We start from the raw sequence: 18,167 nt of genomic DNA on the forward strand, positions 1-18,167 counted from the left end.
TAATAGAAAATAAAAAGTATATAATAAATAAAAATAGGAGGATGAATCATGTTTGAGTTTAAAACAGTTAGAGAATTGTATGAAATGTTCTTATATGGTGAATTAATGGAGTTAGAAGGCTTAGAATATATTGAATTAGAAGGTTGGGTTCGTACAAATAGAAATAGTGGTAAATTAGGTTTTATTGCATTGAATGATGGTACATATTTTAAAAACCTACAAATCATTTATTTAGAAGAAGGAATTAAGAACTTTGAAGAGGCAGGTAAGTTATCAACAGGTTCAGCAGTACGTGTTGTTGGTAAATTTAAACTAACACCAGATGGAAAACAACCATTTGAATTAGAAGCAACAGAATTAGAAGTATTAGGGAAATGTGATGATGACTATCCTTTACAAAAGAAACGTCATACAATGGAATATTTAAGAGATATCCCTCATTTACGTCCTCGTACGAATACATTTATGGCAACATTTAGAGTACGTTCTCTATTAGCTATGGCGATTCATGAATTCTTCCAAAGCCAAGGTTTTGTTTATGTTCATGCTCCAATTATTACAGGAAATGATGCAGAAGGAGCTGGAGAATGTTTTAAAGTTACCACAAGAGATGATGGAAACTATGAAGAAGATTTCTTTGGAAAACAAGCTAGTTTAACAGTATCAGGACAATTACATGTAGAATCTTTTGCAATGGCATTTCGAGATGTTTATACATTTGGTCCAACTTTCCGTGCAGAAAATTCAAATACAAGTACGCATGCAAGTGAATTCTGGATGATTGAACCAGAAATTGCTTTTGCGGATTTAGATGATGATATGGATTTAATTGAAGATTGTTTGAAATACTGTATCCAATATGTTTTGGATAATGCTCCTGCAGAAATGGAATTCTTAAACAATTTTGTTTGTCCTACAAAAGATTTATTAGAAAGACTTCAAACTGTTGTTGATTCTAAATTTACTCGTTTAGATTATTCAAAAGCAATTGATATATTGAAAGAATCAGGTAAGAAGTTTAAATTCCCAGTCGAATGGGGAGTGGATTTAGCAACTGAACATGAACGTTATATTTGTGAAGAAGTAATTAATGGACCAGTTTTCTTAACAAACTATCCTAAAGATATTAAAGCTTTCTATATGCGTATGAATGATGATAATAAAACAGTGGCTGCTTGTGACTTACTGGTACCAGGAATTGGCGAGTTAGTAGGTGGTAGTCAAAGAGAAGAACGTTATGATCTTTTAGAAAAACGCATGGAAGAAATGAATGTAGAAAAAGAAACGTTAGAATGGTATTTAGATTTACGCCGTTATGGTGGTGTAAAACATGCTGGTTTCGGTATTGGATTCGAACGTTTAGTGATGTATATGACAGGAACTGCGAATATTCGCGATGTGTTACCATATCCTAGAACACCTCGTAATCTTAAATTTTAATACGATATTCCTTTGGAAACAAAGGAATATTTTATTAAGGAAGGAGAATTATAATGCATCAAATTGATATAATAAATACTTATCTTCATTTATTACACCGTAGTGATCGTGTTTTCTTGTATCGTATGTTTGATAGCTACGAACATTTAACTACCATGCAAGCTTGGGTACAAGAAAATGATATTGACTTACCTTTTATTCATCGAATAGATAGTGATATGTTTGCAATTAGCCAAAAAGCTCGTAGTTTTTTAAAACTACAAGCAATGATGCATTATCCTTGTGTTCAAGAAGTAGAACGTTGGGTAGAATCACAAAATGAATTGTATCATGTTGTCTTTTTACCTAGTGTGATGGAAGAACATTTATTAAATAAATGTTTCACATCGAAACAGTGGATTGATCAATATCAAAGAGATAATGTTCACAATTTATATATTAATGATTTAGAAGAATGGAAGATGTTATCTTTTAATGCACCGAGTAGTTCTTTTTTTGAAGCATTATATAAAATTGATAATTGGCCAGGGCTTTTAGTTACTAAAAAGGAAAAAAAAATATTTATACCTGTTAGCAATCAAGAGGATATTGATGATGTATTTTCTTTAATAGAACAAGAAAAGATATTTGATAAAGAAAAGCCAGTGGAAGATGCAATGTATATTATGCATTTAAGTGATTTACATTTAGGTCCTAAAAGTAAGAAAAAAGGGTTGAGTGTATTATGCGATAGTATTGATTCTTTTTCTAAAAGAGTGAATTCTTCTGTTCCTTTACAATTTATTATTACAGGTGATTTAATGAATTCACCTAATAAAAAAGCAATTGCTAGTGTTACTTATTTTTTACGTTGGTTAAAGAGAAAACACCATGGTTGTGTTACTTATGTTTTGGGTAATCATGATGTATTGTTTCATGGTTTAAATATCATGAGCTCTCCTAAAACACGTATTATTGCTTCTTTGTTAGAAGATGAATTAGTAGTTAATGAACAACAAAAAGTAATTTATATAAAAATTAATTCAGTATTAGGCGGTAATCTTGCTAGAGGAAAAATTGGTAAAAAACAATTAATGGATATTGAAGAAGAATTAGATATGGTAGATAATTTGGAAGAATATACTTTAATAGCACTTGTACATCATCATGTATTGCCTATTGAAAAAGATGATTTTTTAAAGCGTAAATGGCATGAAAAGATATTTATTCATCGGATTATTGAAAGTAGTAAAGTATTAAAAGATAGTGAGTATTTTATTGATTGGTTAAAGAGTAAGGGTATTTGTTATGTTTTTCATGGGCATAAGCATTTGCCATATTTTAATCATAGTGATGATTTGTATGTTGTTGCAGGAGGATCTTCTTGTGGTGGAGGCGTTAATGAAAGGAAAAGTCGCTATTTGAGTTATAATGTAGTGAAGTTTGATCCGATTAGTAAACAAATGAAATATTGTTTTATTTGTTATGATGATATAACTAAATTAGAGAGACAAAGAGTGAAGGTACACTTGTTTTAGGAGAGGGATATGAAATTAGTTGATAAAATGAAAGATGAAAGTCTAGGGATGGCTTTATTATATGGTTTTACAAAAGGTGCTAACAAAGTAGAGATGGATGTCTATGATGTGGTTTTACCACTTGTGTATAATGATATGTTTCGTAAGGCTTTGATTAAAGAAGAATCTGTTCAAGAGGCTATTGCTTTTTGTGTTTCTAAGAAGTTGTTGTTCTTGAAAAACTTATTAAATGATATCGAAGAGACAAAAGAAATGACTGCAAGAGCATTAGCGATGGCTATGATTGGACAACTTTTAGAATATCCGATGGAAGATGGCGTTGTATATGGGAAATGTGTTGAGGGAGCAAAAGTTTTGGATTTTAATGAAATGGAAACTTTAGGAAGTTACTTTTCTGGAAAATCAAAAGAGGAAGTGTTGGCATGTTTTGAATCGCCGATACCAAAGATTGTTTTTTTAGATAGTGAGACATTAGGGAATGATGTGGATTTATCAGGATTGTCAAAACTAGGAAATGTTGTTTTACAAACAAAAGATACAAGTATGGAACAAAGAAAAGAAGCAATGAAGGACGCTAATATCATTATTTCTAATAAAATTGTTTTGGAACCAATGTTGCTAGCGAATGCTAAAAAGGTAGAACTAATTTGTGTTACTGCGACAGGTTATAATCATGTGGAAATGAGATATTGTAAAAAACATGATATTACAGTTTGTAATGTAAAAGGTTATTCTACTAATAGTGTTGTTCAGCATACGTTTGCGCTACTTTTAAATTTATATAATAAGATTCCTTATTACCATCAGTATATTGATAGTGGGAATTATAGTACTAGTTCTCTATTTAGTCATTTTGATTATGTTTTCCATGAATTGGATGGTAAAAAATGGGGTATTGTTGGAATGGGAGATATTGGCCAAAAGGTAGCAATGATTGCTACTGCTTTTGGGGCGGATGTTCAATATTATTCAACTAGCGGTAAAAACCAAGGACAATCTTATCCATGTGTTGACTTAGACATTTTGCTACAAACTAGTGACATTATTAGTATCCATGCACCTTTCAATGAAGCAACTGAGAATTTGTTTAATAAAGAAACTATTTTTAAAATGAAAAAAGGTTCTTATTTAATTAATGTAGGTCGTGGAAAAATTGTGGATGAACAAGCAGTAGTGGATGCGTTGAATGAAAATATTCTTGCGGGAGTAGGTCTAGACGTATTTGAAAAGGAACCATTTTATGAGGAAAGTCCATTGTTAACTATAAAGGATCCAAACCGTCTTGTGATGACACCACATATTGCATGGGCAGGAATTGAGACAAGAAATCGTGTAGTAGAAGAGGTTTGTTTGAATATTTCTAGTTATTTACTAGGAAATAAAAGAAATGCGTGTTAATCATGCATTTTTTGTTTGTAATGTGATTTTAATTATGATATAGTGTCTAGGTTACTTGAAAGGAGAAAAGATGAGTATAAGCAAATTTGAAGAATTAGGTTTAAGTGTAGAAGTGTTAAAAGCAATCGAAGATATGGGGTTTGATACTCCTTCTAAAATCCAGGAACAAGCGATTCCTGTTGTATTAGAAGGGAAAGACGTTATTGGCCAGGCGCAAACTGGAACTGGTAAAACCCTAGCTTTTGGAGGGGGATTGTTGTCAAACGTATATCCAAGTAAAAATAGATTACCACAAGCGATTATTTTATCGCCAACAAGAGAATTAGCGATGCAAATTCATGAAGAAATGCAACGTATTGGGAAATACAATGGAAGTCGTATGACTTGCGTATTTGGTGGAAGTGATATCGAAAGACAAATTAGAGATTTGAAAAAAGGTGTGGATATTGTAGTAGGTACACCTGGTCGTGTTATGGATTTAATGCGTCGTAAAGCTTTAAGATTATCAGATGTTCGTTATGTAGTTTTAGACGAAGCTGATGAAATGTTAAATATGGGGTTTGTAGAAGATATTGAAACTATTTTAGATGATGTTCCTGAAGAACGTCAAACTATTTTATTCTCTGCTACAATGCCACAAGCAATAAAGGTTATTGCTAGTCATTATATGAAAAAAGATCATGAACATATTGCTATTGCAGCAAAAACTAGAACTGCATCTACTGTAAAACAATCTTATTATGAAGTAAAACAAAAAGATCGTTTTGAAGCATTATGTCGTTTGATTGATGTAACACATGTAAGTGCGGGGATTATTTTCTGTCGTACAAAAAGAAGTGTAGATGAAGTTTGTGAAAACATGCAAAAAGCGGGATATAGTGTAGAAGCAATGCATGGAGATTTAACACAAAATCATCGTATGAATACATTACGTAAATTTAAAAATGGAACTATTAAATTCTTAGTTGCTACTGATGTTGCAGCTAGAGGGATTGATGTTGAAAATGTAAGCCATGTTATAAATTATGAGTTACCTCAAGATATTGAGTCATACATTCACCGTATTGGTAGAACGGGTCGTGCTAATAAAGAAGGTTTAGCCTACAGTATTATCACACCAAGAGAAAAGAGTTTCTTAGGACAAATTCAAAGGGTAACAAATAGTAAAATTGAAAAACAAGAAATTCCAACATTTTCACAAATTGAACAAGCAAGAATGGATCATTTATTATCAGAAGTAGAAGATGCAATCTTTGCCGGGAAACATAAAAAGTTTAAAACAATGGTAAATGAAATTGATCCAGCTATGGTTTTAGATTTTACAGCAGCACTATTACAAATGCATTATCAAGATAAACCAGGGTATGGATATACTCGTGAGTCACTTAGTAGTGCAGAATCATCAAATGGTCGTAAAAAAGGTTCTAAATATGCTCGTATTTTTATTACAGCAGGAACAATGGATCGTGTAAAAGTCCCACAAATTATTAGCTTTTTCTGTGATAAAGCAGGGATTAGTAAAGATGATATTGGAGCAATTGATATTAAGAGAAAATTCTCTTTTGTTGATTTAAATCCAAAAGTAGTAGAACAAGTTATTGAAAATTGTAATCATAAGAAAATAAATAATCGTAAGATTGATATTGAAATTGCAAATAAGAAATAATTCACATTAAAGGAAACTAATGGCACTATAAATAGTTCTGGGGTATAGTACTTATTTGGCTATAAGATAACTTGGGGTTTTATCAAAACCCCAAAGTTTATAGGACTAAGAAGAGTGTTTTAAAACTTATGTTTTAGGGAAATGACAATGATACTAGGTATCTTGTTGTTTCTCTTTTTTTATTGGATTGAGATGCATGGTGCTTTCGCTATTTAGGGCAAAGAGTATACGATTACGGAATCTTGGCCAACAACGGAATCCGTTACCACCACGTTTAATATCTTTGATTAGTTTATTTCTATTTTCTATAATCGCATTGGTTGCAGTTCTAGGAACAGGGGAATCTATAGGTATAAATGAATGGATGATTCCTTTCTTCCATTCTTTTAATGTAGAAGCATATTTTCTCATGTCCGGGAGGGTACTTTCTTCAAATTCTTTAATCACTTCATCTAGATTATGTTTTGCATTCTTATAGGTTGATTGCTTATAAAATCGAACCAGAGATTCCTTTAGTTCTACTGCTTCTGTTAATCTAGGATCACAATGATAGACAAGGTCATATAAATCATAAAAGTTAAGGAACTTACTTAATGCATAGTTATATTTCTTTTCATTATTAGGGTCTAAAGCATAGTATTCAATTATCTTTCCATTTTCTCTTTTTTTCTTTTTCTTATGATTGGTATGGATTAACCAATTGAATTTCTTTAATACATAGTATGTATGTTTCTTTTGAATGATTTCTGCTTTCTTATCAGGAGGTAGTGCATCTAATTCTTTTGCACTAATCTTTACATAGTTTTCATTCATGACATCAATACGTATACGGTCTACACGTTTTGTAAGATCAGCTAGAATATGATACTTATCTACTACAAACTTACTATTGGGTAACATCTTTTTAGCTACATCACGATATGTTTTCCAACAGTCAGAAACAACGAGTTCAACACCTTCTCTTTCCTCTAAAGGGATAGCTTCAAAGTAACGTAATAGATCTAACTTTTTACGTGAAGGTAATATATCAACAACATCCTTGGTTAGTAAATCAACGAGGACAAAACAGTAGTTACTCTTGTCATATTTGAACGCATAATTTTCGTCCAGGCACAAGTATCTAGGAAGAGTTTTTCTAGATACAGAAACATGTTGATCAAACAGATTGATTACGGAGGTAGTAGAAATATGATAACGTGCAGCAACATCACTAAAAGTAGCTCTAGGACTTTTGAATTCCTCAATGACATTATATACGGTCAAGGCAGAAATTCTTGCTTTTTCATGAGTGAATGGATTTTCTTCATAGAATGATTTTCCACATATTTTACAACGATATCTTCTAGCGTTATAGAAGATATAAGTTGGTTTAGAATGAAGTAAGGAATGTGTAATCTTTTTAGGAACATAGTCTTTTACAGTATTGGTCTTATTATGACAACATGGACATGTTTGATAACATCGGCTTAGTTTTACATGAATTTCTAATTCATTAAACAAAGTAGGACGTATTTCAAAGGTATCAATACGTTTTGCTTCTAAATTAAATAACTGTAAGATGTCATCACGGCAAATGGACATAGTGAGAGTATCATCATTCATAATCTATCACCACCCCAAGATAAATCATAGCTTATAGCTGCTTTATTCGATAATTTCATCATTATCAACTCCTTCTTTTTTTTATCTATCTTTAGAATAATAAAAAAAGAAGAAGATGAATAGGAATCCTATGTTGGTATAGCATAAAAACAATAGGAATAATGAGGACTTATCATAAATCCTCTATTATAATGATAAAAGTAGTTTTCAAGAAATGTATTATTAGAAAGTATCGAGATACTTTCTATAGAACAGTAGTTAATAAAGCGATGAATAATATGTTGAATCCAACGTAAGTCCAGTAATGGATTGGTAGAAAGAATAGAATCATAAGTACTATGTGTATGATAAGCATGAAGAATCACAAATATGTCTTTTGATAGTAATTGACAACAAGGAAGTAATACAGAAGGAATCAATGCATGATGACGACAAGTACAATAAATATTCGTACAACATACTCTTTGAATTTGTATAGAATTAGATTTTCCATTTGTTTTTAAAGTACGTGAATACGTACCATAACGAATAAGTCTAGCACCACAATTTGGACAAGTAAGTTCTTCTAAAGGAATAGATTGATAGAAATCAATAAAATATTGTTGAATATTTGTAGTAGTAGTATTGAAGTTCTTTGAATTTACATGTATCATAATAGTGCAACCTCCTTTGTGAGTGTTGGTGTTGAGAGAGTAACGCAGAACCGGCAAAGTTGATAGCGTCTCTCTTTTTTTATTATCATAACATAAAAAGCTATTAGGAATGTAGAGTACTACAAACCAATAGCTTATTTTTAGAAATATTCGAATTGTGGAGAACAAACCCCATAAGTTTAAAGCGAAAAAGATGAAAACCCCAAGTTAATGGAAAGCAGGACAAAACCCCAAGTTAATTTAAGCTACCAAACTAATTTAAAATTGGTTTCTTTTTTTTGTGCATTTGCTAAAAAAATTTAGTAAAAGTGGTTGAATGAAAGGGTTTTCAAGTGTATAATATATTCATGTAACATTCTAAGGAGGATTAGAGAAAAAATGAAAAAATACGTTTATATGTTTAGTGAAGGTAACGAAATGATGCGTGACACACTTGGAGGGAAAGGTGCTAACTTAGCTTCAATGGTTAATTTAGGATTACCTGTACCACAAGGGTTTACAGTTACAACACAAGCTTGTAATGCATATTATGATTCAGGGAAAGTAATCGATGATGATATTAAATCACAAATCGAAGATTGCTTAGAAAGATTGGAAAAATTAAGTGGTAAAGAATTAGGTGGAACAGACAATCCATTATTGGTTTCTGTACGTTCTGGTGCTAAATTCTCAATGCCAGGGATGATGGACACTATCTTAAACTTAGGTTTAAATGATGTGACTGTTGAAATTATTGCTGAAAAAGCAGGAAACAAACGTTTTGCTTATGATAGCTATCGTCGTTTTATCCAAATGTATAGTGATGTAGTATGTGAAGTAGATAAAGAAAAATTCGAACATATTTTAACTACATTAAAAAATTCAAAAGGATATGAAAGTGATTTAGATGTAACTGCTGAAGATTTTGAAAAAGAATTAATTCCAGCATACAAAGATTTATTTAAAGCTGAAATGGGTATGGATTTCCCACAAGATGCAAAAGTACAATTAATGGGATCTATCTTAGCTGTATTTAGATCTTGGAATAATGATCGTGCGATGATTTATCGTAACTTAAACAATATTCCTCATGATTTAGGAACTGCTGTAAATGTTCAACAAATGGTGTTCGGTAATATGGGAGATTCATCAGGTACTGGTGTATTATTTACACGTAATGCTGCAAATGGGGATAACCATATTTATGGAGAATACTTAATTAATGCACAAGGTGAAGACGTTGTTGCTGGTATTCGTACACCTCAAAAAATTGATCGTTTAGAAGAAGATATGCCTGAAATCTATGCACAATTAGTTAAAATTGTAAAAGGATTAGAAACTCATTACCGTGATATGCAAGATATCGAGTTTACTGTAGAAGAAGGAACTTTATATATCTTACAAACTAGAAATGGGAAACGTACAGGTAGTGCGGCTTTAAAAATAGCTGTTGATTTAGTGCATGAAGGTTTAATTAACAAACATACTGCATTAACTCGTTTAGAAGCAGAACAAATTTCTCAATTATTACATCCAAACTTTACAAAAGAAGCTTTAGCTAGTGCTACTTCTATTGTAGAAGGTTTACCTGCATCTCCAGGTGCTGGTTGTGGGAAAGCATATTTATCAGCAGATAAAGTTCATGAAATGAAATTAGCTGGTGAAAAAGTATTATTAGTAAGACATGAAACTTCTCCAGAAGATATTCAAGGTATGGTTAGTTGCGAAGGTATCTTAACTTCTACTGGTGGTATGACATCACATGCAGCAGTAGTTGCTCGTGGTATGGGTAAATGCTGTATCGTAGGTGCTAAAGCATTATCAATTGATTATGCTGCAGGAACATTTACTATTGATGGTGTTACTTATCCTGAAGGAACAGAAATGTCAGTAGATGGTACTACAGGTAAAGCTTATATGGGAACTTTAGCTGTTGAAGAATCTGAATTAACTGGTGACTTTGCTGAATTAATGAGTTGGGCAGATGAAATCAAACAATTAGCAGTACGTGCTAATGCGGATAGTCCTAAAGATGCTGAAGCAGCAATTAAATTTGGTGCAGAAGGTATTGGTTTATGTAGAACAGAACATATGTTCTTCGAAGGAGACCGTATTGAATATGTAAGACAAATGATTTTAGCTGATACTCTTGAAGAAAGAATTGAAGCTTTAGATGAATTATATAAATTCCAAGTGGAAGATTTCAAAGGAATCTACCGTGCAATGGTTGGTTTACCAGTAACTGTACGTTTATTAGACCCACCTTTACATGAATTCTTACCACATACAGATGAAGAATATTTAGCTGTTGCGGAAAAATTAGGTAAAACTTTAGAAGAAGTTAAATTAAAAGGGGCTACTTTACATGAAGCAAACCCAATGTTAGGTCACCGTGGTTCACGTTTAGCTGTAACATATCCAGAAATTTATAATATGCAAGTTCGTGCTATTATTGATGCTGCTATTGATGTTTCAAGAGAATTAGGAATTGATATTATTCCTGAAATCATGATCCCATTAATTGGTACGGAAGCTGAAATTGTATTTGTAAAAGGAAATGTAGTAGAAGCTATCGAAGCTGCTAAACGAGTAAAAGATTCAACAATTGGTTATAAAATCGGTACAATGATTGAAATTCCAAGAGCTGCATTAACTGCTGATGCTATTGCAAAACATGCTGAATTCTTCTCATTTGGTACAAATGACTTAACTCAAATGACTTATGGATATTCACGTGATGATATCGGAAGTTTCTTACCAGATTATTTAAGTACTGGAATTTTACCAGTGGATCCATTTGTATCTATTGACCAATCAGGTGTTGGACAATTAATCGAAATGGCTGCTGCTAAAGGTAGAAGTGTAAAACCAAAAATTAAATTAGGAATTTGTGGAGAACATGGTGGAGATCCTGAATCTATTAAATTCTGTCATAAAGTTGGTTTATCTTATGTTTCATGTTCACCATATCGTGTTTTAATTGCACGTTTAGCTGCTGCTCAAGCTGCTGCTGAAGAAATTATTCTTGAACATGCTACTGATTCAGTATTAGTAAGTGATAAATAAAAAATGAAAGATCGGGTTTATGCCTGATCTTTTTTTTGGCTTTTTTGGATAGGATTAAATCTTGTATAACATCCTTGTTTAAGCTATACTATATATAAAGATAAGGAGGGGTATTGTGAAACAACTGAGATTGAATATGGATAGTTTAACAGTGCTTCTTTTTTGTATGAAGATTCGCGGAATGAAGAGTAGTCCGTTAAAGAATGAAGAATGGTATGAGTTAGAAAAGAAATTAAAACACTTTGGTTTTCAAAGAGTTTCTAGTTTGTTGAAGATGGATTTTGATCATTATGTAGATGTTTTGGAAATAGAAGAAGAAACTGCAAGAATGATGGAACAAAGGGTATCTAAGTTACAGCTATTAATTGTGGCTTTGACTAAGTTAGAAGATAACGGTATTTTGGTTACTACCAAATACGAAGAGGGATATAATTTTGTATTGTTAACAAAGATGAAAAAGAAGGCACCACCTTTTTTATTCTATCAAGGAGATTTTTCTTTGTTTCAACAAGGTATAAGTATTGGTGGTTTAATGAATATTGAAAAAAATGATATTGTTCAAATTAAGAAAGTATCTGATAAAATAATATTACAAGAATGTACTTATATATCAAATGATACAAAAGGTAGTGATGAAATAGCAATGGACTATATCTTGCGTAATGGTGGAGATGTTGTTTGTTTTGTTTGTCATGAGATGAAAGAAAAGGTAGAAAAATATCGTCGTTACATTAAGAATAAGCAACTATTGATTGTTTCTAACTTTGACTATATAGAACCATTTACTGTAACTAATGCTTTAGATAACAATGGTTTTGTTTGTGGCATGTCTAATTATCAAGTGATTACAGGAGTTCATCTTAATAGTGGTGCTACTTGGTTTACTTGTTTGCAGAATGTTCATTATGAGTGGTCTAAAATGTTTGTGCTAGCAAATGACAGCTTTGCAAGTACAAGAATTATTGATATGGGTGCTGTTATTATGAATAGTAATGATTTGTTATCAGAAAAAACATTTGATGATATATATAAAGATAATCATGAAGAAATTGATGGCGTGAAAGTAGATGCTCATCAGATGTCGATATATGAGTTTATAGAGGAATGATATGGAAAAATTAAAAAAATGTCCAATTACTACTAGTTTAATTGTGACTAGTTTCGTAGTTTATTTATTTACATTTATTTTATATGGGGAAACAATGAGTGCCTATGAAGGTTTAGAGATGGGTGCATTTAATCCGGTGGTGGTTTTATACTATAAAGAGTACTATCGTTTAGTTTTTGCAAATTTTTTACATTTTGGTGTCTTTCATGTAGCAATTAATTGTTATTCTCTGTATAATGTGGGAACAATACTGGAGCGATTGGTTGGTATCAAAAATATGATATGGGTTGTAGTAGTAAGTACATTTTCTACTTCGTTAGTCCCATTAGCTAGCTATTTATTATTTGGAAGTGGAGCTAATACTGTTTTAGCAGGTATTAGTGGGATTGTTTGTGGTTTAGTAGGAGCATTATTTGTACTTTGTTATGAGTATAAAGATCGCTTTGGTGATTTCTATCGAAGTTTAAGTACTAATATTGGTATTATGATTTTACTTTCCATTACCATTTCAAGCGTTTCTTTGTCTGGTCACCTAGGTGGCTTGCTTGGAGGAAGCATAACAATGTATTGTATATTACAAATAAAGAAGAAAAAAAGAATATTACATTAGTTCATACAGGAGGATATAAAATGGACAGAAAAGTACGTAAAGCAATTATTCCAGCAGCAGGATTGGGGACAAGATTTTTACCAGCAACAAAAGCATTAGCAAAAGAAATGTTACCAATCGTAGATACACCTACGATTCAGTACATTATTGAAGAAGCAGTAGCTAGTGGGATTGAAGAAATTCTAATTATTACTAATTCAAACAAACATTCAATGGAAAATCACTTTGATACTTCTTATGAGTTAGAAAGTCGTTTAGCAGCATCTGGAAAGCATGATCAAGTGAAACAAATCCGAGACATCGCTAATTTAGCTAATATTTATTATATTCGTCAAAAAGAACCTAAAGGATTAGGACATGCAGTATTATGTGCGAAATCATTTATTGGTGATGAACCTTTTGCAGTTTTATTAGGGGATGATGTTGTTGTTAATAAAGGTGGAGAACCTTCATTAAAACAATTAATTAGTGCATTTGATAAGAAAAGTGCTTCCGTAGTTGGGGTACAAACTGTACAAAAAGAAGAAGTGTTTAAATATGGTATTGTCGCTCCTTCAGCTAGTCATTTACCAGAAGGAAGATTAGTTAAATTAACTAGTATGGTAGAAAAGCCAGCAGTTGAAGAAGCACCTAGTCAATTAGCAGTATTAGGAAGATATATTTTAACACCTGAAATTTTCGAATTATTAGAAACACAAGAAACCGGAGCAGGTGGAGAAATTCAATTAACGGACGCTATTAAAAGATTAATGGATATGCAAGCTGTTTATGCATATGATTTTGAAGGGATTCGTTATGATGTTGGTGACAAATTTGGTTTTATAAAAGCAACTATTGATTTTGCTTTAGATAGAGAAGAATTAAAAGAAAAAGTAGAAGCGTATATTAAAGAGTTAGCGAAAGAGGTGTAATACATGGGATTCAAAGAAGACATGGAACGTCGTAAACAACAAAAAGAAGCGAGAGATTATTTTAGACAAAATAATGATCAAATAGCGAACACTACTGATTTAATAAAAGTATTTGTGATGGCAACCCTTTTATCAACAGTAGGTGGTATGATTATTATCTCTATTAATATGATGAGTTATTTGTTTTATGTATTACTTGCTTATGGGATTGCTTATGGAGTTGCAAAGTTTGTTGATAAATCAACTACAACTGTAAAAGTTATGGCTATTGTAGGTTATTTAATAGGGATTTATTTATCGATTCTATTTAATTTTACGGTTCAAATGCAGAGTATTGCGGGCGTGTTTGTGATCGACTTTGGTGTAGCACTAGTAACAATGTTACAAGGGAACCTGTTTAGCTTATTATCTTATGTTATAGGTGCTGCTTGTATTTATTTTTTCATTCAATAAAGAACGGAATATTTCTGTTCTTTTTTAATTTTCGTTTTAGGGGAGTTGCAAAAATCTAGTATTTTTTTATGAATAGGAGTATAATAAAAGAATATAAGGAGGAAGTTATTTTATGTCTAAAAAGTATTTATCAATGGATGGTAATACTGCGGCTGCACATGTTGCTTATGCCTTTACGGAAGTTGCTAGTATTTATCCAATTACTCCATCATCTCCGATGGCGGAAAATGCAGAGGCTTGGTCTGCACAAGGGAAAAAGAATATTTTTGGTTCACCTGTAAATGTAATTGAAATGCAATCTGAAGCGGGAGCGGCAGGAGCAGTTCATGGGGCACTACAAGGTGGTACGTTAGCTACTACTTTTACTGCTTCACAAGGTTTACTATTAATGATTCCTAACCTTTATAAAATTCAAGGAGAATTATTACCAGGGGTTTTCCATGTGGCAGCACGTGCGTTGGCTACACGTTCATTAAATATCTTTGGGGATCACCAAGATGTTTATTCTTGCCGTCAAATTGGGGCACCAATGATTTGTTCACATTCTGTACAAGAAATAATGGATTTAGGGGGAGTAGCACATTTAACTGCTATCAAAGCATCTGTACCTGTAATTCATTTCTTTGATGGGTTTAGAACATCTCATGAAATTCAAAAAGTAGAAGTGATGGATTACGATGAACTTGCAGGTTTATTAGATCGTGATGCATTAAAGAAATTTAAAGAAAATGCTTTAAATCCACATACTAATCCAGTAGAACGTGGTGGAGCAGAAAATGATGATATTTATTTCCAAGGGAGAGAAGCTCAAAATAAACATTATGAAGCTGTAATTGATGTTACTGCAGATTATATGGAGAAAATTTCAAAAATCACTGGTAGACATTATGCACCATTTACTTATTATGGAGCACCAGATGCATCAAGAGTGATTATTGCGATGGGTTCAGTAACAGAAACAATCATTGAAACTGTTGATGAATTAAATGCAAAGGGAGAAAAAGTTGGTTTAGTGAAAGTACATTTATATAGACCTTTCTCACCAAAACATTTATTAAGTGTTTTACCAGCTACTGTAAAAGAAGTTGCTGTATTAGATCGTACTAAAGAAATGGGATCTACAGGAGAACCTTTATACTTAGATGTAGTGTCTGTATTAAAAGATGTTGCTCATGTTGAAACTATTATTGGTGGACGTTATGGTATGGGAAGTAAGGATACTACTCCTAGTCATATTAAAGCTGTATATGATCATTTATCTAAATCAAATCCTCATAATTCTTTCACTATTGGTATTAATGATGATGTTACTAATTTATCATTAGCACCAGATGAAAGTTTCAAAGTAGATGCTGATTATTCTGCTTGTTTATTCTATGGTTTAGGATCAGATGGGACAGTATCAGCTAATAAGTCTTCTATTAAAATTATCGGGGATCATACTGATTTATATTCTCAAGCATATTTTGCATATGATTCTAAAAAAGCTGGAGGAGCTACTAGAAGTAATTTACGTTTTGGTCATTCTCCAATTCGAGCTACATATTATGTAAATAATGCAGACTTTGTTTCATGTTCTTTGGATAATTATGTATTAAAGTATGATATGTTGAAAAATCTTAAAGTGGGTGGGTCATTCTTATTGAATACTGCATTTACTAAAGAAGAAATTGAAAATTATTTACCTAATCGAGTAAAAAAACAATTAGCAACATTAAAAGCGAAGTTCTATATTATTGATGCTAATAAAATTGCAGAATCAATTGGTATGGGTAGAAGAACAAATACTATTTTACAATCTGCATTCTTTGCATTAAATCCTCAAATTTTACCTATCGAAGAAGCTGTTAATTATATGAAAGAAATGGCTAAGAAAACTTATGGTAAAAAAGGTGATGCTGTTGTTGAATTAAACTATAAAGCAATTGATGCTGGTTTAGGGGCAATTGAAGAAGTGATTATCAAACCTGAATGGGCTGAATTAACAGTTGGTGAAAGAAATAATCGTATTGGCGATGAACATTTTGATGATTTCGTAACTGTTATTAATGAATTAGAAGGATATAGTTTGCCAGTTTCTGCATTTATGGATAAATTAGATGGTTCTATGCAATCTGGTGTGGCTATTAAAGAAAAACGTACTATCGCTACAATGGTTCCTAAATGGAACAAAGATGCATGTATTCAATGTAACAACTGTGTTATGGTTTGTCCTCATGCAACAGTTCGTGCTTTCTTATTAGATGATACAGAATTAGAAAATGCACCAGAAGATATTAGTGATGATGTATTAAAACCAATGGGTAGAAATGTTGATGGTTTAGTATACCGTATCCAAGTTTCTCCAGATAACTGTGTGGGTTGTGGTTTATGCGTTGTTGAATGTCCAGGTAAAGCTGGTGAAAAAGCATTAGAAATGGTACCAGTAAAAGAAGAGTTGAAACATGCTCCTTTAGCTGATTACTTATATGCAAAAGTGGAATATAAAGCAGATAGATATCCTACTTCTACTGCAAAGGGTGTTGGTTTCATGAGACCTTACTTTGAAGTTTCAGGTGCTTGTGGTGGATGTGGAGAAACTCCATACTATCGTTTGGCTTCTCAATTATTTGGTAAGGATATGATGATTGCAAATGCAACAGGATGTAGTTCTATTTATAGTGGTTCTACTCCATCAACTCCATGTACTGTAGATCCTGATGGACATGGTCCAGCATGGGCGAATTCTTTATTTGAAGATAATGCTGAATATGGTTTTGGTATGAAACTTGCTGAAAATTATAAAGCTGGTCATATGGTTAGTATTATGGAAGAAAATAAAGATGCATGTGAACCTGAGTTAAAAGAAGCTTTAGAAACATATATTGCAAACAAAGGAAACCGTGAAGAAGAAAGAAAACTTGCTAGTTCAATTTTAGAATTAGTTGCTGCTTCAAAAAATGAAGGAATTAAAGAAGTGTTGAATCATGAAGGTGACTTAGTTTCAAAATCACAATGGATTATTGGTGGAGACGGATGGGCTTATGACATTGGTTATGGTGGTGTAGATCACGTTTTAGCGAATAATGAAAATGTAAATATTTTGATTTTGGACACAGAAGTGTATTCAAATACAGGTGGGCAATCTTCTAAATCATCACAAGCAGGTTCAATTGCTAAATTTACTGCTGGCGGAAAACGCGTTGCTAAAAAAGACTTAGCACAAATTGCAATGGCTTATGGACATGTGTATGTTGCTCAAGTTTCTATGGGGGCAAACATTCCTCAAACAATCAAAGCGTTTAAAGAAGCGGAAAGCTATAATGGACCTTCTGTAATTATTGCTTATTCTCCATGTATGGAACATGGTATAAGAGGTGGATTAGCAAACCATCAAAAACAACAAAAAGAAGCTGTTGCTTGTGGGTACTTTAACTTATTACGTTATGACCCAAGATTAGAAGATGCTGGTAAAAATCCATTACAAGTAGATTCGAAAACTCCAGACTTTACTAAATTCCAAGATTTCTTATTATCTGAAAACCGTTTTGCTCAGTTATATAAGATAAATCCAGATCATGCAAAAGATTTAATGGAAAAATGTGAGGCTGATGCATCTAAACGTAGACAACGTCTAGAAAGAATGCTTTAATTTAAAACCAACTCGAAAGAGTTGGTTTTTTTAAAGTTCATTTTACAAGTTGAGGGTGCAAAAATATTCAAAAGTAAATTTATCTAGCTATAACGACAAATTTCAAATTATCGTTAACAATATCACTAAATAA

12 protein-coding genes are annotated in these 18,167 nt (G+C 32.2%); 10 read left to right on the top strand and 2 right to left on the bottom strand.

Features of this window, described 5'->3' with window-relative positions; all coding sequences use genetic code 11:
* Positions 1-48: 48 nt before the first annotated feature.
* From asnS to LRR82_RS02430, 4 genes are all read left to right on the top strand, one after another.
* A complete protein-coding gene (asnS, locus tag LRR82_RS02415; protein WP_283162787.1) occupies positions 49-1,440 on the top strand; it encodes an asparagine--tRNA ligase in 1,392 nt (463 codons plus the stop codon).
* 53 nt (positions 1,441-1,493) lie between these two features.
* Positions 1,494-2,957, top strand: a complete 1,464-nt coding sequence (locus LRR82_RS02420; protein ID WP_249029915.1) for a metallophosphoesterase family protein — start codon at positions 1,494-1,496, stop codon at positions 2,955-2,957.
* A 9-nt stretch (positions 2,958-2,966) separates the two neighbouring features.
* Positions 2,967-4,355, top strand: a complete 1,389-nt coding sequence (locus LRR82_RS02425) for a D-2-hydroxyacid dehydrogenase (RefSeq protein ID WP_249029916.1) — start codon at positions 2,967-2,969, stop codon at positions 4,353-4,355.
* 70 nt (positions 4,356-4,425) lie between these two features.
* Positions 4,426-6,021, top strand: coding sequence for a DEAD/DEAH box helicase (locus LRR82_RS02430; protein ID WP_249029917.1), 1,596 nt, complete (start codon positions 4,426-4,428; stop codon positions 6,019-6,021).
* 153 nt (positions 6,022-6,174) lie between these two features.
* Here the strand turns inward: LRR82_RS02430 and LRR82_RS02435 are convergent, their stop codons facing one another.
* Both LRR82_RS02435 and LRR82_RS02440 read right to left on the bottom strand, forming a co-directional pair.
* Positions 6,175-7,623 carry an ISL3 family transposase gene (locus LRR82_RS02435; protein ID WP_249028574.1) on the bottom strand — a complete coding sequence of 483 codons (1,449 nt, stop codon included), beginning with the start codon at positions 7,621-7,623 and terminating at the stop codon, positions 6,175-6,177.
* Positions 7,624-7,751: 128 nt separating this feature from the next.
* Positions 7,752-8,276: a DUF6431 domain-containing protein gene (locus LRR82_RS02440; RefSeq protein ID WP_249028573.1), complete on the bottom strand. Its 525-nt coding sequence runs from the start codon at positions 8,274-8,276 to the stop codon at positions 7,752-7,754.
* Between the two features lie 378 nt (positions 8,277-8,654).
* On the opposite strand from LRR82_RS02440, the gene ppdK reads away from it, so the two are divergent.
* From ppdK to nifJ, 6 genes are all read left to right on the top strand, one after another.
* Positions 8,655-11,321, top strand: a complete 2,667-nt coding sequence (ppdK, locus tag LRR82_RS02445) for a pyruvate, phosphate dikinase (RefSeq protein WP_249029918.1) — start codon at positions 8,655-8,657, stop codon at positions 11,319-11,321.
* Between the two features lie 115 nt (positions 11,322-11,436).
* Complete coding sequence (locus tag LRR82_RS02450; protein WP_249029919.1) at positions 11,437-12,429, top strand: DNA-processing protein DprA; 993 nt, start codon at positions 11,437-11,439, stop codon at positions 12,427-12,429.
* A 1-nt stretch (position 12,430) separates the two neighbouring features.
* Positions 12,431-13,039: a rhomboid family intramembrane serine protease gene (locus LRR82_RS02455; protein WP_249029920.1), complete on the top strand. Its 609-nt coding sequence runs from the start codon at positions 12,431-12,433 to the stop codon at positions 13,037-13,039.
* Between the two features lie 20 nt (positions 13,040-13,059).
* Complete coding sequence (galU, locus tag LRR82_RS02460) at positions 13,060-13,950, top strand: UTP--glucose-1-phosphate uridylyltransferase GalU (protein WP_249029921.1); 891 nt, start codon at positions 13,060-13,062, stop codon at positions 13,948-13,950.
* Positions 13,951-13,953: 3 nt separating this feature from the next.
* Positions 13,954-14,403 carry a hypothetical protein gene (locus tag LRR82_RS02465; RefSeq protein ID WP_249029922.1) on the top strand — a complete coding sequence of 150 codons (450 nt, stop codon included), beginning with the start codon at positions 13,954-13,956 and terminating at the stop codon, positions 14,401-14,403.
* 112 nt (positions 14,404-14,515) lie between these two features.
* The gene (gene nifJ, locus LRR82_RS02470; RefSeq protein WP_249029923.1) at positions 14,516-18,034 is read left to right on the top strand and encodes a pyruvate:ferredoxin (flavodoxin) oxidoreductase; all 3,519 of its coding nucleotides are present in this window, start codon (positions 14,516-14,518) and stop codon (positions 18,032-18,034) included.
* The last annotated feature ends 133 nt before the right edge of the window (positions 18,035-18,167 follow it).

The organism is Tannockella kyphosi, assembly GCF_021054785.1.
Classification (GTDB): Bacteria; Bacillota_I; Bacilli_A; order Erysipelotrichales; family Coprobacillaceae; genus Tannockella; species Tannockella kyphosi.